We start from the raw sequence: 21,507 nt of genomic DNA, 5'->3' as shown, positions 1-21,507 counted from the left end.
TTATCACCATGTGTTTCATGTCGTGTTCGAGCTTTGGTTTACTTGCTAAGTAGCATTGAACTAGAACCTTGACTGCGCTGAAACTAAATTTATAACTGTACAGTCTAGTATAATTATCTGATTTTGCCTTGGGTATATTGCCGGGTTAAACAAGCACTTATAGAATTGCATTTTGTTTACTCCACTAGGGCATTTTCTTGATTAAATACGTTACACTTGCAGCAGGCGCTATGGCTTGCACACTGAGTTATTCGACTGCAACGCTGGCCGAATCTACCGATGTCGCCACCGCCATTGAGCCTATCGCGACCGAAGCGACTCAAGAAACAGTAAGCTTAGAAACCAGCACTGGCACTGAAGAAGTGGTGGTGGATCGTAGCAATAAGTTTCGTCCTATTATTCTCCCTTTTTACGATCCTTCGATTAAAGCTGGCATCAGCGCAATCCCACTGTTTGCCTTCTATCCTGATGACAATGATTTGGTATCCGATGCCTCGACCATCGCGATTCCGCTTATCTATACCTCTAACGACAGCTATGTGGCTAAAGTCGCCGGTGACATCATTTTAAATGAAGACCGCTTCCGTATTTCATTTGAAGGTGGCTTTACCAGTACCAATTTGAATTTCAATGGCACGGAAGGTAACAAGCAGCAGTTTGATTTTGATGCAGACTTTATGTTCAAAGTTGCGGAGGACATGTTTGTTGGCATCGGCGGTATTTATGAATCGTCACGCTACACAGCGGACCATTCTGATGAGCAGCAGAACATGGTTAATATGGGCTTTAACACCGATTACCAAAGCGATGTCGGCTATCGTCTTTCATTCCAATGGGATACCCGCGAGCAGTTCTACTATCCGCACGGCGGTTTCATGTGGCAGGTTAACTACGAAGATCACGCCAAATGGCTTGGCAACGATGAAGACAGCACCTATTCATCGCTGTTTAGTGATTACCGTTACTTCTACAGCCTAAATGACGATCCGCACCATATCATTGCCACCAAACTGGTTGGGCGTTATCTGTTTGATGCTGATAACGCGCCTTCATCGGCGTTCACCACGTATGGCCGTCAGGGTAAAGAAGTTCAGCGCGGTTATGCGCAGGGCGATTACATCTCGTCGAACATGCTGAATCTAGAAGTCGAATATCGCCATCAATTCCAAGATTCCGAGTACGATTTTGTGAACAAGTCAGCCGTCGTGCTGATCGGCGGTGTGGGTAAAAGCTTTGGTGAAAAACTGGAAGGTTACGAAGAAGGTTTTCGCGACAGCGATTGGCTTGGCGTGATTGGGGTTGGCTACCGTTACACTATTTTGCCGTATGAGCGCCTTAATATTAAGGTTGATGTGACGCAAAACAGCGACGGCGAAACTATCGCGTACTTTGGTTTTGGTGAGAGCATCTAATCCAAAAGACAATACAAAATACGCTTAAAAATAGGCGCTAAAAATTGATACCGATGGCCTTTAAGGTTGCCATCGGTATTTTTTTAAGCTGACTTTTCCGCAGGTGCTCACTTCCACGCCCTCGGCTATCAATTCGCGGCGCTGACGTTGCATATCCCCATCTTTTAACGAAATTTTTCCTTGGCTGTTGATCACGCGAAACCAAGGCAGTTTGCTGCCCTCAGGCAGATTCCCCAGCGCTTTTCCAACGTGACGTGCGTAGCCCGGATAGCCGGCCATTTTGGCGACTTCGCCATAAGTAGTAACGCAACCGAATGGAATTTGTTGAATAACAGCAAAGATTTGCGCGAGAAATTGATCCATACTGAAAAAGTCCTAATTCATTTTTACCAAGGAAGGCGTGCTCAACGTCACTGACCTCCTGAGCGCGATGGGTTGTTGATGGTGACTCAATGAAGAGTGGAATTCAACGCTTAAGCAAGGGAAACGTGCGGTCTTTGTCAAAGACTTGATTTGCGCACAGTGAACGATGAGCGCCAAGGAGCAAAGGGGAAGGGCATGATAATAACTACGATTCAATTTGTTGTCGCAACGTTACTGGCAATTGCCTGCGCACGCTCGCTGAACATGAGTCAGGGAGATGTGCCGCTTTTAGCGATGGTGATTCCTGCGTTATGGGTTCTACCTAAAGCCAAAGCGGCAGGCTTTACATTGCTTGGCGTGATGATTGTATTCGCACTCACTTTACCGCATCAGCCGATTAGCTTATCGGTCGCGGTGTGGGGCGCGCTACCACTGTTAATGGTGATGTTTTCACCGAAAAGCAATACTGTGGTTGTAGTGGTGTCATCGATGATCATGGTGACCTTATGGATTGGCGTGATGGCGACGCAATCTAACGGCAATCTCGAAGGCAGCGCGATGCTTTCGCTCACTCAATTACTGTGCGTGGTGGTTGCCTGGTGGTGTTCAAAACATTGGCAAGCGACCACACGTCGCCGCTGGTGGGCGCTGGCTTTATTGGTGCCGCTTTGGATCTCGCAGTGGTACGACGCCGTCGTGCTCGCCATTTGCATCACATTACTTTTGGCGGTGATTGAAATGCTCAGCAATGCTAAACATCAGCAAGTGGAATGGGGGAGTTTGATGTGCTGGACTCTGCCGTCGGTGGCATTTGGTTCATTAATCGTGATGCCCGATATCGAAGTGCCCAATCCGGTGTTCGTGGTGTGGCTATGTTTACTCGCGACTGCTTGGATGACCGATTACCTGATTAATGAAGACGAAGAAAGTGATGAGTATTAGCTGAGGCGCTTTGGTTGCCTAAATGCTAAGCAGTTAAACGCGATAAGGAGAATTTCTTGCTCACAGCCCTTGCAATGCTAAGTGGGATAATGAATAATCCTCCCACTCTTAAGCGTTATGCGCTTTTGAAACAGAATCTATGGAGGCTCTGGTCCTCCCGCAACAATAGCATGTGAACTCGGTCAGGTCCGGAAGGAAGCAGCCGCAGCGTGTGACTTGTGTGCCGGGATGTGGCTGGGGCTTCCACCCATTAAAAAGGCCGCTAATTTTAGCGGCCTTTTTGCTATTTGTGGTTAAGACGGTCTGCTGCTATGCCGGGACTGCTCCAAGTTTTGAGACAGCCCACCCACACGACCTATACGTTATTTCTGCCTTGAAGTGGGCTCAGTCAATAGTACTTTGTTCAATGAGCCTTCTAACTTCCCCTTTAAAGCCATTTATTTATTACTGTTGGGGTTTGAGGCGTTCACGCTTTTCGATTCAAAATCCACTAACAGGCTGATTTTTTAGGTATATGTATCCTAGGGTAGATAGATAAATAATTCCCTAGAAATGAGTTACGTCAAGTTGCAAAAACTTAAGCTAGTCTTCCTTCATCGTTTAGCTAAATCAATTTAAGAACCAAAGCCACAACACACTAGTAAGCAGGTGCGTCTATCACATTAAAGCCTATCCTCGAATATCACTCGCTCATTATTTATTAAGTTTTTTACAAAATCGCGATAACTTTTTAATGGGCGACCTAAGAGTTTGGTTAAATGCTCCGTATCGCCTGCTTGAGGGACCATGCCATAACCTACATAACGCTCTGCCATCAAGCGCATTTCATAAGCACTCCACTTGGGCATGATTGTCTCCATGTATGATTCAAATCCACTCGGGTCATCACCACCATATTTGATGGTTTTACCCAATTCTTCAGACCAAATAGCCGCGATGTCAGTGCCGCTTAGTGTATCTGGGCCAACAAGATTTAAGGTTTCAACTGGAAGTGTCGTTTCGGCTTGGTCTCGACGGATTAATTCGAGTGCAGCTATCTCAGCAATATCGGTAACATCAATCATTGCAATTCCTTTGCCGCCAATAGGTATTGGATAAACCTCATTGTTAAAAATGACTTCCTTTACCCTAACATCATTATCGATAAAATAAGCTGGGCGCAAGATAGTTGCACTAAATCCTTGTTCTTTCAGCATTCTTTCTGCTCCATATTTCACCGTAAAATGAGGTACGTTAACGGCTTTTTCGGCATCAAATACGGAGAGATATACGACTCGATCTACACCAACTTCTTTGGCTATGTTTAAAGTGATAAGCGCTTGGGTAAATTCGTCACCAGTTACAGCGTTAAGTAGGAACAGAGTTCGAATGCCAGTCATTGCTTCTCTAAGTGAATCAATATTAAGTAGATCACCTTTAACCACCTCTACCATTTTAGAAAATGACACTTTTGAAGGGGATCGGGTTAAAACTCGAACGTCCATGTTACGTTGTAGTAATTGTTCAACGATTTGTTGGCCCACGCGGCCAGTCGCCCCGGTTACGAGAATGGTCATAATGTGTTCTCCGAATTATTAATTAGACAGTATTGTCTGCTGACAATTGAAATATTAGGCGTTTCTTTTTTAATTATATAGATAGTAAAATTGGACAATATGTCTCATGGATGGAACGAAATTATGGACTTACTTGCGCTTTCAGATTTCAATTTAGTCGCTAGATACGGTGGCTTTAGCAGTGCTGCACGTGCTACAGGACGCCCAAAAGCAACTTTATCAAGACGTGTTGCTGAACTTGAACATAGTCTTCAACTCAGGTTATTTGAACGTGGCTCTCACCGACTCAAATTGACCGAAGAAGGAATGGTCCTCTATGAACGAACAGGTGTTTTGCTAACAGAATTAGATGAAACTGTTTTGGCCATTTCGTCCAGATCGAGTCAACCTCGTGGACGTTTGAGAGTTAGTGCTCCATTACTATTTAGTCAACTTGTAATGGGGAAGCTGGCCGCTGAGTTCTCATTAAAATATCCGGATGTACAATTAGAGGTGACCTCAGACGATCATATCTCCGATATGGTCGAGGAGGGGTATGATCTGGTAATTAGAGTTAACCCTGCGATAGATGAAAACTTATATGGCCGCAAGTTTTTGCAGGATAAACTCGTAGTGGTGGCAAGTACTGAGGTAAAACGACCATCCAATAATCAAGCTGTTCCGGTCGTAATACATGGCTCCGGTAAACAACCAGATATGTGGAATTTCATTTCAAACGGCGAGAAAATAAATCTACGAGTTATTCCAGTATTACGGCTTTCCTCCATGATTATGATCCGTGATGCCATATGTGCTGGAGCTGGAGTTGGAATGCTTCCTCTCTCACTAATAGATAGAGAACTAAAGTCAGGTAAATTGATTCGATGGGGAGAGGCTCAAACAGCCGATATTTCCTTGTGGGTACTGTATCCATCACGTCGATTACTTAATGCCAGAGTCAAGGTATTTTTAGAGCATTTGCAAGCGGCATTTCCATTGGGGCAGCCAGAAGAACTCGTCGCCTACCTTGATTAGGATGTCCAAGGGAGGGGGGATGCTCCCCAAGTCGAATTTAGACAAATTTAAACTTCAATTTACAGACTGAATTGGAGGTTTCCTCGTGGTGATTCACTGATAAAAATAATAATACTGATTATTCCCGATAAAGTTTTTATTGAAGATAATTTTTCAAATTCTCTTGAATAGGAAACGATCATTTCCTATTATGAGTTAAATTCGAGTTCAGGGTGCCATTGATGACAGCATTACCAGGAAGACCAAGAACGTTTGATACTGACGTTGCGTTAGCGAATGCAATTAACGTATTCAGCACTAAAGGTTACAACGGGACATCTATCAAAGACTTGAGCGAGTCACTCAATTTGACTGCTGGGAGCATTTATAAAGCGTTTAAAGATAAACGAACGCTGTTTATGAAAGCGTTAGATTACTATAAAGATCAAAGGTATACGTTAAGTCAGGTTCGAATTGCTCAAGCAGACTCTGGTAGGGAAAAAATTCGTAATTTATTGAACGGCTATGCGCAAGACAGCTTGGGTGAATCGGGTCAAATCGGCTGTATGGTGGTTGCTACAGCGGTTGAATTATCTAGCGAAGACAGTGAAATAAAGCAGAAAATCAATAGACTGTTTGACTCGGGGATAAAAACGATTCGTGAACTTATCATCCTTGGTCAACAAGATGGGTCGATTTCGATGGCTATTGATCCAGATAAAATGGCTCAAACAATCCACAGTATTACTCAAGGAATGCGGGTGATTGGAAAAGTGAATGTAGACAAAAGTCATTTGGAAAACATTGTTTCCACATCAATGAGCCTACTTGATTAATAAGTAGTGCGTTCACCTAAATAACTTTCAATTTTTCAATTGGCTATCCAATTTATTGTGTAGCCATAATTTTTACGTAATTAGGAAACGAACGTTTCCATAATGGGGTGTAATATGCAAAATATTAAATTTGACGAGCAACTGTTTTGGCAACAATTTTCTCATGGGGTCGTAAGAACACAAATGGGACGGCTGCACTATGTCTCTGGAGGACAAGGCCCCACGGTATTATTGTTACCTGGATGGCCGCAAAGTTGGTATGCGTGGCGTTATCTGATGCCAGCACTGGCTAACTCAGGTAAACGAGTAGTCGCCCTTGATCTTCCAGGAATGGGTGACTCTGATCATCCAACCGAAGGATATGATTCAACGACTATTGCCCTAATATTACACTCAGTGATTCAGAGTCTCGCTTCAGAAGAAAAAGATGGTATCGAAATCATCGCTCATGATGTCGGTGCGTGGATGGGCTATGCACTTGCTTCAGACCACCCTGATTGCGTTAAAAAACTGGTATTAATGGATGCTGCAATACCGGGGCTTAGCACTCTACCCAGTGGTGAACTGACAGATGAACAAGTCATGCGTACTTGGCATTTTGCTTTTAACCGGTTGAGTGATCTTCCTGAAATTTTGCTTAAAGATCGTGAAGAACCCTTTCTAAGATGGTTGTTTTCAACCAAAGCTGAATTCGGTTGGATGATAGATGAAAAGGCGCTTGCGGAATATGTTCGTGTTAATTGTCTTCCTGGAGCGCTACGCAGTGCGCTAAGTTACTATAAAAATGCGTTCTCCAAGCAGGATATGGCGATAAATAAATTACGCTCAGAGAAGCAATTGTTAATGCCTGTATTCGCAATTGGTGCACGATATGGTGTCGCTGATTTGCTTTATAATACATTATCTCCAATGTGTGCTGATATTCGGGGAGAAGTAATCGAAGGTGCTGGTCACTATTTGCCAGAGGAAAGCCCCGAGCAACTTGAGGCTGTGTTAAAAGAGTTCCTGTCATGAATGTAATCAGTGTTGTACTTGCGCTTTTCGCAGGACTGATGCTACCAGTGCAGTCGTTGATGAATGCTCAGTTAGCGAAAGGCTTGCACTCTAGTTTATGGGCAACCGCGTTTTCTGGTGGAATATTAACTATCATTCTCTCGTTGATCGCATTCATGACAGCGGGGGGCTTACCGATGATTAAAGGAACAATAGCGCAGCCTTGGTGGGTGTGGCTAGGTGGTATTTGTGGATGTGTTGTTTTATCAGTATCCGCGATCGTTGTTCCACAACTTGGTGCGGCGAAAATGGTCGCCTTTATAATGGTAGGGCAAATTTTCAGTTCCTTGCTTATTGATCGATTTGGTATGTTTGGTGCCAATGTTGTTGAAATTGAGCCTACACGAGTAGCCGCACTCTTTTTCCTTATGATTGGCGCAAGTCTATTGGCGTGAGAAAAATATTCTTCGTGTATATTTCTTCACTCCTCCTGAGCCGTTGACTAATTTAACGGTTTAGGAGCGATAGATATGATGCGGCTACCTAAATATTGCGATAGATGAAGTTATCCGCCTTTATCTAATTTAGAAAAATCGCTAAAACGAAACTGTCCAGCTTTATCTGGGCTGGCACAGTTATGCACCTTTCCTTCTCAGCGTGAAAGTGCACTCAAAATCTGCTGTTGTACGTTTGCCTTACCTGTAGTTACAAGAGGGAGTGTCGTTGTAAGCTTTTTAAAAGCTATGCGTCATTTTGTAATCTAATGCCAATACCGCTCATTAACCTATTGATTATAAATTGAACTTTTATTGAAGATGCTGCATGATAAGAGTATGAAAAGTCGGCTAAAAACCGTATAACAAGCGTTAGCTGCCAAAGGACTAGAATGCACATTCCCGAAAAATGGAAAATATATTCCAACACAGAAATGCACAACTTTATTAAAGAGTATAGCTTTGCTGCTGTCATATCTAATGATTTAGAAGCATCGCATCTCCCTTTATTGCTTAAGGAAAATGAGGGGGAAAATGGCACACTTTATGGTCACTTTGCCAGAACAAATCACCACTGGAAAGCTGCTAACGGAGCCAAGGTTTTAGTGATTTTTTCTGGTCCACACTCATACATTTCACCAACTTGGTATGAGACTTCTCCAGCAGTACCAACTTGGAACTACAGTACAGTCCATGCCACAGGAATAATTCAGCTAACGGATCAGGAAACAACTCTGACAACACTTGATGAAACCGTGAAAAAATATGATCCTAATTTAACTATTCCAGAGGGCTTTAAATCAAAACTTAGTAAAGGTATTGTTGGTTTTAAAATCAACATAGAATCGCTTCAAGGTAAAGAAAAACTAGGGCAACATCGCTCAACAGAAGATCAGCTTGGGGTTGCATCGGCTTTATCAAAAACAGAAAGCCTTCAAAGCCAATTACTTTATCAGTACATGCTTAACAGGGGCGTTGGTATCGGCAAGTAACAAACGATCAAGGTGTCAACATACTTTTCCTAATCTGACAGAAACGATTTAGGGCAATAGTTCTAACGCGTTTCTATCCAGAAACGTTTTACTAAGACCTCATTTAGTGAGCAGCGAATCTGTCGTATCTTAATTATCAAGCGACTTAGAGTGGATTGGTTTTTGACGTAGCAGTAATAAGGCCGCTAGTGTTAGCGGCCTTATTGGTTTAACGGGTTGAAAACAAGGTTTCCAGTCGATCGAGCAAATGCATGGCGCTGTAAAAATCGAGTCGGAATGAGTCTTCTCCCAATGCATAAACTTGTTTTGCTGTAATTGCCGGTAAGTGGGCGATAAACGGGTTGTTTTCAACTGCGCTAACCTGTGGTGTGTCGGCTGCGAATAACAAGATTGATTGGCCGGTGATTGCATCAGCAAACTTCTCTCCGTTGACGGGAACAATATCGCTGCGTTGACCCATCTGATGATTATTCTTAATCGATGTCGGCAATGGACTGAGGCTAAAACCAAGCGCGGTAAGTACTTGACCTTGTGCTGATGCCTGAGTCCAGAAATTGGCCCCACGACCGTCTTCATAATAGGTCATGGCGGTGATCGGTTGGGGCGGTAGGGCAAGTTGCTGACGCACTGAGTTGAGGCGTTGCTGATACTGCTCGATCGCTTGTTCAGCCAGGGGTTGACGATCAGTAATCGCGGCTAACTGACGGGCGAGTTGCTGCCAGCTTTTGTCATCATAGTTGATGACAATCGTGGGGGCGATCGAGGAAAACTGGCGATAAAGTTTGAGTGCTGAGTCACCTCCGGTGGCGGAAACAACAATCAGATCAGGTTTTTGTTTTGCTACCGCTTCAGCATTTGGTATGCCTTGATAGAGGGGCTGCACATTACGCTGCAGGGCAATCTGGCTCCATTGCTTAAAGAAACCTGAGTGGTCAGCAACTCTGGTGTTGGCTTGAGTACCCGCAGAGGCGACCAGCGGCGCATTAATGGTCAGTAAGGTCCCGGTCAGAGTGACGCTGGTAGAGACAATTCGGGTTGGTGGTTTTTCTAACGTCACCACAGGGTAGCCGGGAATGGTGATGGTTTTCGGCCAGCCATCGCTGATGGTGAACTTAGAAGAGGGCGCTGTCGGCGCTTGCTCTTTCGGCCCACATCCGCCCAGCAGGGTCAGCATCAGGGCGAGTAATAATAAACGTGGGTAGGGGTGGTATTTTGAAATTGACAAAATCATAGGGCTCCTTGGCCGCAGAGATAAAATGTAAAAGGCAGGAAATTCAGTGTATTAAACTGATTTCCTGCCGTTCTTATGGCTTAGCTCTGCGGGTGATTTACAGGCTATAAGTCACGTTCAGGCCGATAGTGCGAGTCTGACCGACGTAGGCGCTATCGCTACTCTTGAAGTACACAATGTCTTCATTGGTCAGGTTGTTGATGTAGAAATCGACCGTGAAGTCAGCATACAGATACTGAACTCGAGCATCGGTCTTAATGTAGTCATCCACTTTAAGATCGGCGCTGTTATCGAGATCAGAGTAGGCAGAGCCCACATAAGTCACATCGACACCCATTGACCAGTTGTTACCGATATACTGTGTTAACCCAGTCGATAAGTTGACTTTCGGCGCGCTTGGCAGTTGATTACCTTAATAACTTTGGTAGTCATCAATCTTACTGCGCAGTAAACCGGCAGAACCACGAATCTCGGTTTGATCTCCTAGCCATCCTGTTGCTTCGGCTTCAAGGCCATAAGTATGTGCCGAATCTATGTTGTCAATATAGGTGGCATCAATAAACGCTTGGTAGTCGGTATAGTCGTTATAAAATACGCTGGTATAGAGTGTCGCGCGGTTGGCAAACTCACTTTTACTGCCGAGTTCGTAGGTGGTTACCTGCTCACTGCCATAGGTATAGATATCGCGGTTTCCATCCCAAGTTTGGCCCAACAAACGCCTTATCTTTTGCTTGATGAGCCCACCACGTATTTGGATATCGCTCATCAGATTGAAATGTTGGAACTCTTTCGTAAGCTCAATCGTCGTGCTGGGCGTACCGTGATCTGCGTGCTTCATGACTTGCACCAAGCTTGTCGTTATGCGGATCATTTGATTGTCATGAAGCAAGGTAAAGTGATTGCCGAAGGGGCACCGAAGGCGATCATTACCGAAGCCTTGGTTGAGACAGTGTATGATATGAAAAGCTTGATTATTGATGACCCGCTATCTCACACACCGATGGTATTGCCGTTGTGGAACAAGGATAAAGTCTAACCCTGCGGCACTTTTCTGAGTCACAACATTCATACTCGTAGCCAAAATCAGCCAGAGAGAAGAGGACATATTTTTATCATCTATCTCTACTGGCCGATTTAGCTATTTTTTATCGATAATTGAGCCGGGTGTGCGCGTTTTAACAGCCGTATTGCTTCGTAATATACGTTTCAAATTGGCTAAATAAGTCTTGGTCTGAGAGCGAATTGTCACTTAGCAGGCGCTCACCATCGACCACTTTAATGGTCGCATTGAGGGGAGCCACCTCCGCTCGCTGACGGGAAGATAACGCGGCAATTTTCTGTTGCTCAATATTCCATGCATCCTCAGCTGACAGGTTACACACGTCGGCGAGATATTTGGCATTAAAGCCTTCGCCAGTCAGGCTTTCTATCGTCTGGTTATGTGAAAGATGATTGCCTTGATTCCAGTAGTGTTTCGCCAGTAACGGCCCAATTTCCGGGTTATCAGTCAGATAGCCGAGTGTGCGGGTGAAATACGCCCGGGTCTGATACACCGCCATATGCGCCAGCAAATACCCCTGATATGAACAAGCTGACTCATCAGAAAGAAGATGCGGGATCGCCATTAATGGACGTGGGCTACATGCCAGCCCTAAGATGCGCTGTTCGGTCTCTCGCGCCAATTGTGTTACGGCTTCAGGGGTAAGTTCGTCATCCCTCAATTGATACAGTGCCCGTTCAAAATATGGCACTACCAGAATGCTGCGCTCTGCATAAGCTTTAAATGGCTGACGACTGTCTATCATGGTTTTTATGACGGCATCTGGCACGGCTTCACCGGCGGCGTTTTTGGCGTACTGTTTTAACCAGTCGCCATCGGTCAGCAAACTATCACAAAACATCGACTGAGTTTCGGCGTAGGCCATGGACGTTGGAGCAAATTCCTGAGAAAAACACGGCGCATTCATTTTGACGTTCGCAAAATGGGCGGCGTGACCACCTTCATGGAATAGAGTATTGATGCCATCGTAACCGCTACCGACCTGATCCGGTTTGGCATTACTGGTAAAGTTTACTTTCGCCGCAATCCAATTGCCTTGATCGACAAAAGAGGGAATCGGGCCGTGACAGAAACCATTTTGGTATTTACCTTTGCGATCGAGTAAATCTAGGGTTAATTCGGCGCCGGAATAGTCAATGTTCAGACGACCAAATGATTCCACCCAGCGGCGCAATGACTGAGAAAATGGCACATAGGGGTCTAATTGGCGCATCACATCGCCAGCAAAAGAGAACGGGAAATTATGGGCTTGCAACGCCTGCTCACCTTTCTCTTTCGCCAAATTATTCAGACTGTTTTGGTGGCTTTGTCGAGTGCGCTGTTCAAAATCATCCAAAATAGTAAATAGCTGCTCAGACGTCATCTGTTCGGTTTTCACCACCGAATAATCAAAGAAAGAATCAAACCCCATAGCTCGGGCGAACTGATTTCTCAGTTTCACCAGTTCCAGAAATCCGTTATGCAATAACCACTGCTCAAGATCCATTAACGCCTGATGCGCAGACTGACGTACCGACGGGTTATCATTGGTGCGGATAACCGAACTGAGCACGGGTAGCGAGCCTTCAACCTGATTGCCGTGTTCATCTTGGTAGGTCATCACATGTTGCTGCTTCTTCTCAAACAGTTCGGCTTCAAACTCAATAAGTTGCTGTTTGAGTTTATTGCCCTCTGGTGTTTCGATAGCGTGCGCTTGAAATGTCGCCAGCCAGCCGTGCAATCCAATCAGCGTCGATTGACGTTGTTGCGGATCTGCCAGCTTTTCTGCCTCAGCAATTGTCTGTTTTATGTCGGCAATTTTTTGCGGATCACTTAAAAAGTGGGTCCACTCGGTTTGCGCTTGTGCAGATTGATTGTGGGCATCGCTGGTCCCCATATAGGTTGACCAGAACAAGTCTTCCTTTTTGCGGTGAATCGCAAGGTAGGTCTGGTTTAATGTGTTGAGCGTTTGGGTCGGAGTCATAGGTGCCTGCTTATCATTGTATGGTGTGATAACAAATCTATCCCTATACACTACACCAATCTTATCAAGGGATTAAGTGAAGTTTGTTTGGTCAGTCTCGGTATTAGCCGAGACGTAACTACGACGAGGTAGTTATGGTGGCAACTTTTTTGTTGGTCGCTCAGCAACTGCTGAAAATACACCACGACCAACACACTCAGTTATGCTCTATTCTTATTGACTTTATGCTTATTTATCAATCGCTTTGTATACGTCTCACCTGATTTTGAATAGAAAGTAATCTGAAAAGAAGTCTCTCTATCTCGCAGTAACACTGAAATGTCGAGAATCTCCAAGATAAGTGACATTGAGTTAAATGAAAATATTTACGTATATTTAAAATAACTACCATCTTAGTTATTATGTCTGGGTAAATTAAATTTATTATTTCTGAATTTACATTTTTCTGGTTATTTTGACGGTTTAATATTGTGTATTGCATGATGTTATATACATAGTCGCAGCCATTTTTAACAGTGACAGATAGGATGATTAAAAAATCATTGTCAATTATACTTTCTTTGATGTAATTTCGATCCAACAACGAGTAAATTGAATGGCTTAACGTCTTGGCGCATTGTTATTGATGTAGAAATGATAACTTGCACCCAAAATACGAAACTATTACTGCGCGTTGTTTAGATGATCTATTAATCTAATAAATCGGTTAGTCTAACCGGAACATATCTCTATTAAAGTGACTCATAAAAATAAAGAAATATGAGCTTATAAAACGTTAACTATATTCAGTTGGGCTGCATGGAACTTCACGAGTTTGTTAGTCAATTATTGGTGTTTCCAACCAATATTTTTGCGATTCCGCTTGGTCTTTTTTTCCTTATCATGTTGATAGATTTACTCTTTAACGTGGTAGAAACACTAACCGCAGACATAGATCTTTTTGATTTAGACAACATTCCAGGTCAAGGTGTTTTATTACCTCCAGTTTTATCCAAAGTACCTCTCACCATTGCTTTGTTTGTTAGTTTCTTCGCTGCGACCGTCTTGTCGTTTTATTTCCAGCAATTTATGCAAGATGTTGAGGCTTTACTGTTTGAACATGTATCACTTTCCATCTTCGTTGATTTTGGAATTGTTTGTGATGTTATCTCCATTCCAATTATTGCTTATCTCGCTCTTATTATCGCTGCTTGGGTATTAAAGCCAATCACACCTCTATTTAGCAATCGGCGCTTTGCAGAGGTTGATTTTATCGGCTTAAAAGGACGGGTTCATAGCAGTAAAATTACCAATGACTATGGAGAGGTTGTAATTCTACATGATGGCAATGAGTTTTTAATCGATGCCAAAATGGAATCCAACTTGTCCGCACAATATGGTGACGAAGTAATTATCGTTGCCAAAGATAATGCCTCGAACAGTTATGTCGTGGCCTTAAGTAACTAATTATTTGAGGAAATTAAATGGTATTCGCACCAGACATCGTACTGACACCAAGTATGATCTTTATATTGGCAGGAGTCGTGGCATTCCTACTGATTTTAATCTTCTTTACATCCCGATATAAAAAGATTCGCGGTGAAGGTGAAGCGCTTATTGTTAACGGCTTGGAACGCACAAGGGCCTCGCTCACTGGTACGTTTGTTTGGCCTGTGATCAATCGCCACGAATACATGGACATTACGCGCAAGAAAATCTCTGTGGTGCGCAGCGGTAAAAAAGATAAAGACGGCGAAGAATATGAAGGTCTGCATTGCCGAGACAATATTCGCGCTGACTTGAAAGTTGATTTCTACATTGGTGTTAATCATGAAGAGGAAGATATTGTTCGGGTAGCGAAACTGTTCACGGCTCGCGAAGCATCAAATATCGACCGTTTAAAAGAGCACTTCCAGCCAAAATTTTCTGAGGCGTTAAAAACTGCGGTTAAACAGTTTGAGTTTGAAGAACTGCTGACCAATCGCCGCGCGTTTCGTGATGCGGTGGTTCAAGTGATTGGCAGTGAAATGGACGGTTTCAAAATCTATGACGTTGTGATCGATAAAATCGACCAAACCACATTAGATGCCCATAACCCAAATAACATTTTGGATGTTGAAGGGATTCGCAAAATTTCGGCGATCACAGCGCAAAAAAATACCGAAACCAACGCGATTCGCCAAGATGAGAAAACCACCATCAAGAAGAAGAATGTTGAAGCGGAAGCCAATCGCCTGCAATTAGATAAGCAAGAGCAGGAAAGTATCGCACGCACCAAACGTGAAATCGAAATCATTAAAGCTCAGGAAGAAGCTTTAGCTGCCGAAAAACGTGAAGAATACACGCGTTTGACTCAAGTGGCGGAACTGGAAACACAGGAAGAGATTTCGAAAAAGCGCGAAACAGTAGAAATGGAAGTTGAGATGACGCGAATTGCCAATCAGCGTCAAGTTGCGATTCAGCAAGAAGAGTTAACCCGTTCAGTGGAAACCGAAAAAGTTCGCACTGCATCAGAAGTTGCTGAAAAAGAGATGCAGAAGGAAACGACGGTGGAAGAGGCGCTTAAATCGGTGGCTGAAATGCGTTCTCAGCGCGTTGAAATCGAGCGCAAGATAGCCAAAGAAGAAGAAGAGACAGAAAACCTCCGTGTCAATGAGCGCGTGAATCGCGAAAAACGCGTGAAGATGGTTGAAGCAGAAGCTCAAGCGGAAGCGAAACAGCTTGAGTTGCTTGTGGCTGCACGTGCTGAGAAAGATGCCGCACGTGAACAAGCAGAGCGACTATTGATTGAGAACGAAGCGCAATTGAAAGTGAAAACCCGCGCGGCTGAGAACGATCTTGCGGTTAAAACGCGCGAAGCCGAAGCCGAGCAAGTGGTTATTTCGAAGCGTGCTGAAGCGGATCAAATTGCTGCAGAGAAACGTGCTCAGGCTGACTACGTCACCAAAGAGCGCGAGGCGGCTGCGAAGGAACGTATGGCGCATGCTGAGAAAGAATTCATCAGTGCGACTGGTCTGGCTGAAGTTGAGATTGAACGAGAGCGAGCTCAAGCGATTCGCGAAACAGGTGAAGCTCAAGCGCATAACTTGCAAACCGCTGGTGAAGCGGAAGCAGAAGCGATGCGCGCTAAAGGTTTGGCGGAAGCCGAAGCGCAAAGTGCTCGTTTTGAAGCGGCCCAGAAATACGATGAGCAAACTCGTGAACACGATAAGTGGGTCATGCAGTTACAGCAACAGAAAGAGCTGGAAATGGCGCGTATTGATGCGCAGAAATCGGTCGTTAGTGAAAATGCTAAAGCGCTGGCGCAGGCTCTTGGTCATGCAGACATTAAGTTGTTTGGTGGTGAAGGCATGGAACAGCTACGTCGTACCATTATGGAAGCGGCGACCATGGACACCAAGTTTACGGAATCCCAAGTACTGAAACCGTTGGTTGCTGAGTACATGGAAGGCAGCCGCAGTTTACCGCAAGACATTAAAGATGTTTTAGAAGGTACTGAGTTAAAAAGTAGCGATTTAAGCCAGCTTGCACTGGCGAGCCTATTGAACTCTCACGGTGGTGCCACCGAAGTGTTGAAAAAGCTGCAGTCGACCTTCGGCACGTCTCAAAACGATAACCCAGCCTAACTTTTCTTTAATTCACTTCCCGCTTCTTTAGGAGCGGGAAGTCAAGGTATTGCTATGTCAGAAAATAAGCCACTTGGGATGGGCGAAAGCGGTGCTTATGAGGTACTTAAAAATCGTCTTTCTCAGCAAGGTCAACAACTAAAAACGCTGGCTCAAGATTTTAACCAACATCGACAAAACCTGTTTGGTGGCCAAGACATAAAACTGATCGGTAAGGTTAATGTGCAAACCGAAGCACGTTGTATACCGATTGATATGGGGCAAGTCAACGACCAATTGCTATTTGGCTATCAGGTACGGGTTGGATTAAAGGCGATTCCTGCTTTGCACGATGTATTTGGCTTATATCAGCTGCATGAAAACGAAGGAGTATTTCGTCTAGAGCCCACTTCTATTGAAGAGAGTTTCTTGGCAGATGACCGCTTTGTGCATGAATTTACGGAATTATTTACCTATTACAGCGATGCCAAATTGCAGCAAATTGCGCGCCAGGAAAGCATGTTGTATATCGCATTTCAAATCGGTATGCGTCCGGAAGATCGCAAAGTTTTTCGCTTCCAAATTGGTCGTGATTCGGTTAGCTACCTAGACGCCCTTGGTCATACAACATTAGAAAAAGTCGCTCAGTTTGATTTTGAGTGGATTGCAACCTCTCGAGAAGATCATGTGCTAGGTACCCATCCACACGTATCGATTCAAGATAAGTTGTTTGTCGAATGCGTTGGTGGTGACCTCACTATCAAAATTGAAGACAACACCAACGATGGTAAAGGCATCTATCGAGAGCCGGTAGATGATCTTCACCAAAGCGTTGCAGATGCGAGTATTGATTACGTCTTTATTGGCGAGTTGATCGCGCTGCGCATCAAGCCTCATCGAGAAAAAAATTCCCGTTATTTCATTTACAATCCGATTAATCAAACGGTCGTGAGAAGCGATGCTTTGGGTAAGGCTGGTAAAGTGCTACCCGAAGAACATGGCGTGTTGCTGTCGCATGGTTACGTATTAGCTAACGGTGAAAGTAAGTTTTTTGATATTCCTTGGGTCGACTTGGAGTTTTTCTACAAGATTGCGTCACCAAACGGTGAAGATGTCATTTATTACTTTTTCAATAAGGCCACCGGTGCTTATGTCTCGTTCTCGTACAATTTGATTGAGAAACGCTTTTCTTCGCCACTCGATAGTCATGGATTCAGTCTATCTGCCGATGGGCAAATGTTAGTTTTTCAGGCTGCAGAAAATCCAGAGGCGTCGACGCTGCATCCTTTGCAGATTTGGCAGACACCGTATTCGACCCCTGAATATTACGCCAATATTACCGCTCAAGCGCAAGGAACCAGCCCTCTGTTCAATTTGGGCAATGCCGAATTGGTTCGCGCATTGTCATCGGTGTTGTCGATCTGTCAGTTGGCGCAGAATCATGAAGCGACGCAAGCAGCGTATGAATGGTTACTTAAGCAGTGTAATAGTGCGTTGGACCACTATCATTGGCTCCAACATGATTACGCATTGGGCATCGGTTCTGCGATTCAAAATGTAGTGGATACTGCTGATCATATTATTGACGAGTTTGCAAAAGTTCAGCAGCTCAAGCTCAATGCTCAACAAAGCCTCGCATCGCAACGGACTGCTGTGGCAGAGCTAATCGGCAAAATAAAATTAGCGCCAAAGGAACAGGCGAATGTGTTGATCGAATTTCTGGCTAAAGTGAAAAGTTCACTTGGCCGTGTCATGGCGTTGAATCAGCAGCACTATATGGATAGCGAAGGTGTCGAGACGTTACTTGATACGCTTTCACAGCAGCGTCATGGCTTGAATCAGCAACTGCTGACCTTGCTTCAAGATCCCAAAGCATACCAGCCGTATAAAACTGAAATTGAACAGATTGAGCTGAGTTTAAGTGACACAGAAAAAACCTCTGAGCTTAATGAGTTGCAAAAGGATATCGAAGCGTTAAGGGCTAAGTTGCAGCTGGTGACCGAAGAAGTTACCGATATCGAAACCGATGATCCAACCCAATCAACGCGTATTCTTGATTTAACCACCGAAGTTTCTTCGTTGCTTAATGCCTTGTCCGCCAAAGTACGCGGTAAAAGCCGTTCTTTGCGAACGGAAGAGGCTCAAGCGGAGTTTGGTGCTCAATTCAAATTGCTGTCACAGGCTGTTAATACCGCTATGGAGCAGGCGACCACCCCAGATGAATGTGATAATCAACTGGCGCGCTTGATTGGCCAATTAGATAAGCTCGAGTCACGCTTTGCAGATTTTGATCAATTTTTGGCGGAAATTTATACCAAACGTGACGAGATTCAATCGACACTAGATAACCACAAGCAGCAGTTAATGGCTGGCCAGCAACGCCGTATCCAAAATTTGCAGCAAGCCGCTCAGGTGACGTTATCCAGCATTGAAAAACGTGTCAGCCGATTTGAGGATGTGGGGGAGCTGAACAGCTATTTCGCTACCGATGCTTTAGTCGTAAAGTTGCAGCAATTATCGGCATCAATTCGTGAATTAGGTGATAGCGTTAAAGCGGATGCGTTAGATTCGAAGCTCAAGGCGCTTCAAGATCAATCATTGCGAGCGATGCGTGATAATCAAGATATCTTTGAACAAGGAGGCAAAGTTCTTAAGTTAGGGCGCCACCGTTTCAGTGTTAACCAGCAGGCGCTGGACTTGAGTTTAATTGAATATCACCACCAACTTTGTACCCATATCTCGGGCACCGATTTTTATCAGCCGATTGTCGATGAACAATTTTTGCAACTTCAGGACAGCGCTAAGTTAGAGGTCACGTCGGAAAGCGAGCATCTCTATCGAGGCGAATATCTCGCCTATTTACTGTTGAATGCGGCGCAGCAGGGTGATGAGTATTCGCTATCGCAACTTGAAGCGGCGCGAAAAGACAATCAGCTATTAAGCCTGATACAACGGTTTTCGGCGCCACGCTATCGCGAAGGTTATGTAAAAGGCATTCATGATCATGATGCACACTTAATTCTCAGCCAAATACTGCCCATCTATCAACAAGCAGGGTTGCTGCGTTTTGGGCAAATGGCAAGAGCCAACGCACTGATTTGGTGTTGGCGACAAGCTTCGCTCGAAGACTGGCAAGTGCAAGCCAATAATGCGTTACTGTTGAAAAACCATCTTCACTCAAATGCGGCTTACGAAGAATTACAGCAGCGCTTAATGGAGTCCTTACCCGCCGCGTATGCGCGCGAAAGCAGTGACTACTTAATTCAAATCTTGGCGCAACCGATATTGAATATCACGGTCAGTAGAGAGGCATTTGAACTATGTGAAGATTATCTTCAATACCGACGTAGCCTAGGATGGTCGCATCAAGCGATGGACCTAGATATGTGTTTGGCCGACCATATGCAGTGGCTCGCGCCGTATTCGCAATCTCAGCAACGAGGGGAGGCGTTTGTGGTCGAAGCGGCCATGATTGCGGTCTGCCAAACTCAAGTCCACTCGGCTCTTCACCCGGTTGATTTTTCACTCGCTGCCAAGATATCCGGTCTGTTAGGCGAACACCCTCGATTAACACAAGGCAACTTGCAGATAGTATTAGATGATTATTTACAACGTTGTGAGCACCACCGCCGCGAAGTGGTTCCTCGATTTGATGCTTATCTAGAAAAACGTACCGAACTGCTTAACCAAGCTAAACAACAGTTCCGTTTGCAGGAATTCAAACCAAGACCATTAACATCGTTTGTTCGAAATAAGCTTATCAGTGACAGTTATCTGCCATTGATTGGTGATAATTTCGCCAAGCAAATGGGCACACTGGGCGATAAAAAACGTACCGATTTAATGGGGATGCTACTGCTTATTTCACCGCCAGGTTACGGCAAAACCACCTTGATTGAATACGTGGCAGCCAAACTCGGTTTGGTGTTTATGAAAGTGAATGGTCCGGCAATCGGGCATGGCGTTACCTCTTTAGACCCATCGGAAGCTCCGGATAAAAATGCGGCCAGAGAAATTGAAAAAATCAATTTGGCGTTTGAAATGGGCAATAACGTGTTGCTCTATTTGGATGATATTCAACACACTAATCCAGAGCTACTGCAGAAATTCATTTCGCTTTGTGATGGTACGCGGCGGATTGAAGGAACCTGGCAGGGACAAACTAAAACCTACGACATGCGTGGTAAAAAGTTTGCCGTTGTTATGGCTGGCAACCCGTACACTGAAAGCGGCGAGGCGTTTCGCATTCCGGACATGTTAGCCAACCGTGCGGATATTTATAACTTGGGGGATATGCTATCCGACCAACAAACCTCGTTCGCACTGAGTTTTATTGAAAACGCGCTTACCTCAAATACGGTTTTAGCCCCGCTTGCTACCCGTGATTTACAGGATCTTTATCGCTTTGTGCGCCTTGCTCAAGGAGAAAGCATTGCGTTGAGTGATATGACTCATAGCTATTCTGCGACCGAAGCCGACGAAATTGTCAGTACGCTGAAAAAGCTGATGCGTATTCAAGACACGATTTTGAAAGTCAATCAACAGTACATTCAATCCGCTGCTACAGCAGATGCTTATCGAGTGGAGCCTCCATTCAAACTTCAAGGCTCATATCGAAATATGAATAAGTTGGCTGAAAAAGTCTCTGCGGTTATGACAGACCAAGAACTCAACGTGTTGATTCAAGATCACTATCAAGGCGAAGCTCAAACTCTCGCGGCTGGCACAGAAGAGAACTTACTTAAATTGGCACAATTGCGCGGCGATATGACCGACGAACAGCGCGCGCGTTGGCATGAGATCACGCAAAGCTATCAAAGACAACGTCTAATGGGAGACTCAGAAGATCGGGCTGGACAAGTGGTTCAGCAATTAGCGTTACTCAATCAAAGTATCGCGGGATTTTCTTCGCGCTCCAATGCAAAGGAGTCGTTATGAATATAAGCCTCGAAGTAGATACCGGCAGTGAGGGTCGAGAGCGCGTCAATATGGCATGTCTAAAACGTTACTTAATTCCTTGTTTGACAGTCAATGTTAGGCAACAAAATGGAGGTTATTCCTATGACTGAATCAGCTCAAGTACCAGAG

At 44.5% G+C, this 21,507-nt stretch carries 16 protein-coding genes, 1 other RNA gene and 1 pseudogene; 12 read left to right on the top strand and 6 right to left on the bottom strand.

Features of this window, described 5'->3' with window-relative positions:
* The first annotated feature begins 197 nt into the window (after positions 1-197).
* Positions 198-1,412 (top strand): BamA/TamA family outer membrane protein, encoded by a 1,215-nt coding sequence (locus BLS03_RS05220; RefSeq protein ID WP_143015595.1) that lies wholly within the window; start codon positions 198-200, stop codon positions 1,410-1,412.
* Positions 1,413-1,472: 60 nt separating this feature from the next.
* On the opposite strand, the gene BLS03_RS05215 is transcribed toward BLS03_RS05220, so the two are convergent.
* Positions 1,473-1,775 (bottom strand): MGMT family protein, encoded by a 303-nt coding sequence (locus BLS03_RS05215; protein ID WP_093270390.1) that lies wholly within the window; start codon positions 1,773-1,775, stop codon positions 1,473-1,475.
* A 195-nt stretch (positions 1,776-1,970) separates the two neighbouring features.
* On the opposite strand from BLS03_RS05215, the gene BLS03_RS05210 reads away from it, so the two are divergent.
* Both BLS03_RS05210 and ffs read left to right on the top strand, forming a co-directional pair.
* Positions 1,971-2,717 carry a VP0952 family biofilm-associated protein gene (locus BLS03_RS05210; RefSeq protein WP_093270387.1) on the top strand — a complete coding sequence of 249 codons (747 nt, stop codon included), beginning with the start codon at positions 1,971-1,973 and terminating at the stop codon, positions 2,715-2,717.
* 146 nt (positions 2,718-2,863) lie between these two features.
* An RNA gene (gene ffs, locus BLS03_RS05205) (signal recognition particle sRNA small type) lies at positions 2,864-2,960 on the top strand.
* A gap of 419 nt (positions 2,961-3,379) precedes the next feature.
* Here the strand turns inward: ffs and BLS03_RS05200 are convergent.
* Complete coding sequence (locus BLS03_RS05200; RefSeq protein ID WP_093270385.1) at positions 3,380-4,273, bottom strand: SDR family oxidoreductase; 894 nt, start codon at positions 4,271-4,273, stop codon at positions 3,380-3,382.
* A 123-nt stretch (positions 4,274-4,396) separates the two neighbouring features.
* On the opposite strand from BLS03_RS05200, the gene BLS03_RS05195 reads away from it, so the two are divergent.
* The 5 genes from BLS03_RS05195 (at position 4,397) to BLS03_RS05175 (ending at position 8,581) form a co-directional block, all read left to right on the top strand.
* Complete coding sequence (locus tag BLS03_RS05195) at positions 4,397-5,287, top strand: LysR family transcriptional regulator (RefSeq protein ID WP_093270382.1); 891 nt, start codon at positions 4,397-4,399, stop codon at positions 5,285-5,287.
* A 221-nt stretch (positions 5,288-5,508) separates the two neighbouring features.
* Complete coding sequence (locus BLS03_RS05190) at positions 5,509-6,102, top strand: TetR/AcrR family transcriptional regulator (protein WP_093270380.1); 594 nt, start codon at positions 5,509-5,511, stop codon at positions 6,100-6,102.
* A 114-nt stretch (positions 6,103-6,216) separates the two neighbouring features.
* On the top strand, positions 6,217-7,116 hold the full coding sequence (locus BLS03_RS05185) for an alpha/beta fold hydrolase (protein WP_176765523.1): 900 nt from the start codon (positions 6,217-6,219) through the stop codon (positions 7,114-7,116).
* Positions 7,113-7,550 carry a DMT family transporter gene (locus BLS03_RS05180; protein ID WP_093270373.1) on the top strand — a complete coding sequence of 146 codons (438 nt, stop codon included), beginning with the start codon at positions 7,113-7,115 and terminating at the stop codon, positions 7,548-7,550. Before BLS03_RS05185 ends, BLS03_RS05180 begins: the two co-directional genes overlap by 4 nt.
* Before the next feature lie 431 nt (positions 7,551-7,981).
* Positions 7,982-8,581: an FMN-binding negative transcriptional regulator gene (locus tag BLS03_RS05175; protein ID WP_093270370.1), complete on the top strand. Its 600-nt coding sequence runs from the start codon at positions 7,982-7,984 to the stop codon at positions 8,579-8,581.
* Positions 8,582-8,789: 208 nt separating this feature from the next.
* Here the strand turns inward: BLS03_RS05175 and fepB are convergent, their stop codons facing one another.
* The 3 genes from fepB to BLS03_RS05160 all read right to left on the bottom strand — a co-directional run bounded on the left by fepB (position 8,790) and on the right by BLS03_RS05160 (position 10,578).
* The gene (gene fepB / locus BLS03_RS05170; protein WP_093270367.1) at positions 8,790-9,812 is read right to left on the bottom strand and encodes a Fe2+-enterobactin ABC transporter substrate-binding protein; all 1,023 of its coding nucleotides are present in this window, start codon (positions 9,810-9,812) and stop codon (positions 8,790-8,792) included.
* Positions 9,813-9,909: 97 nt separating this feature from the next.
* Positions 9,910-10,149 (bottom strand): TonB-dependent receptor, encoded by a 240-nt coding sequence (locus BLS03_RS05165; RefSeq protein WP_176765522.1) that lies wholly within the window; start codon positions 10,147-10,149, stop codon positions 9,910-9,912.
* Positions 10,150-10,224: 75 nt separating this feature from the next.
* On the bottom strand, positions 10,225-10,578 hold the full coding sequence (locus BLS03_RS05160; protein ID WP_245696593.1) for a TonB-dependent receptor domain-containing protein: 354 nt from the start codon (positions 10,576-10,578) through the stop codon (positions 10,225-10,227).
* On the opposite strand from BLS03_RS05160, the pseudogene BLS03_RS25620 reads away from it, so the two are divergent.
* A pseudogene (locus BLS03_RS25620) lies at positions 10,513-10,848 on the top strand (ABC transporter ATP-binding protein); the annotation flags it as partial. The gene BLS03_RS05160 and the pseudogene BLS03_RS25620 sit on opposite strands and share 66 nt — an antisense overlap.
* A gap of 139 nt (positions 10,849-10,987) precedes the next feature.
* On the opposite strand, the gene BLS03_RS05150 reads toward BLS03_RS25620, so the two are convergent.
* A complete protein-coding gene (locus BLS03_RS05150; protein ID WP_093270358.1) occupies positions 10,988-12,835 on the bottom strand; it encodes a M3 family metallopeptidase in 1,848 nt (615 codons plus the stop codon).
* Between the two features lie 798 nt (positions 12,836-13,633).
* Here BLS03_RS05150 and BLS03_RS05145 point away from each other — a divergent pair.
* Genes BLS03_RS05145 through BLS03_RS05135 form a run of 3 tightly spaced genes read left to right on the top strand, consistent with a single transcriptional unit; the run spans position 13,634 to position 21,357 of the window.
* Complete coding sequence (locus tag BLS03_RS05145; protein ID WP_093270355.1) at positions 13,634-14,281, top strand: DUF1449 domain-containing protein; 648 nt, start codon at positions 13,634-13,636, stop codon at positions 14,279-14,281.
* Positions 14,282-14,298: 17 nt separating this feature from the next.
* Positions 14,299-16,440 carry a peptidase gene (locus tag BLS03_RS05140; protein WP_245696591.1) on the top strand — a complete coding sequence of 714 codons (2,142 nt, stop codon included), beginning with the start codon at positions 14,299-14,301 and terminating at the stop codon, positions 16,438-16,440.
* 54 nt (positions 16,441-16,494) lie between these two features.
* A complete protein-coding gene (locus BLS03_RS05135; protein WP_093270352.1) occupies positions 16,495-21,357 on the top strand; it encodes a DNA repair ATPase in 4,863 nt (1,620 codons plus the stop codon).
* Positions 21,358-21,507 lie beyond the last annotated feature (150 nt).

Origin of the sequence: Vibrio xiamenensis, from assembly GCF_900100015.1 — a bacterium.
GTDB classification, from domain to species: domain Bacteria; phylum Pseudomonadota; class Gammaproteobacteria; order Enterobacterales; family Vibrionaceae; genus Vibrio; species Vibrio xiamenensis.
Note: the sequence above shows the minus strand (reverse complement) of the source record. Positions and strands in the feature narration are given on the sequence as shown.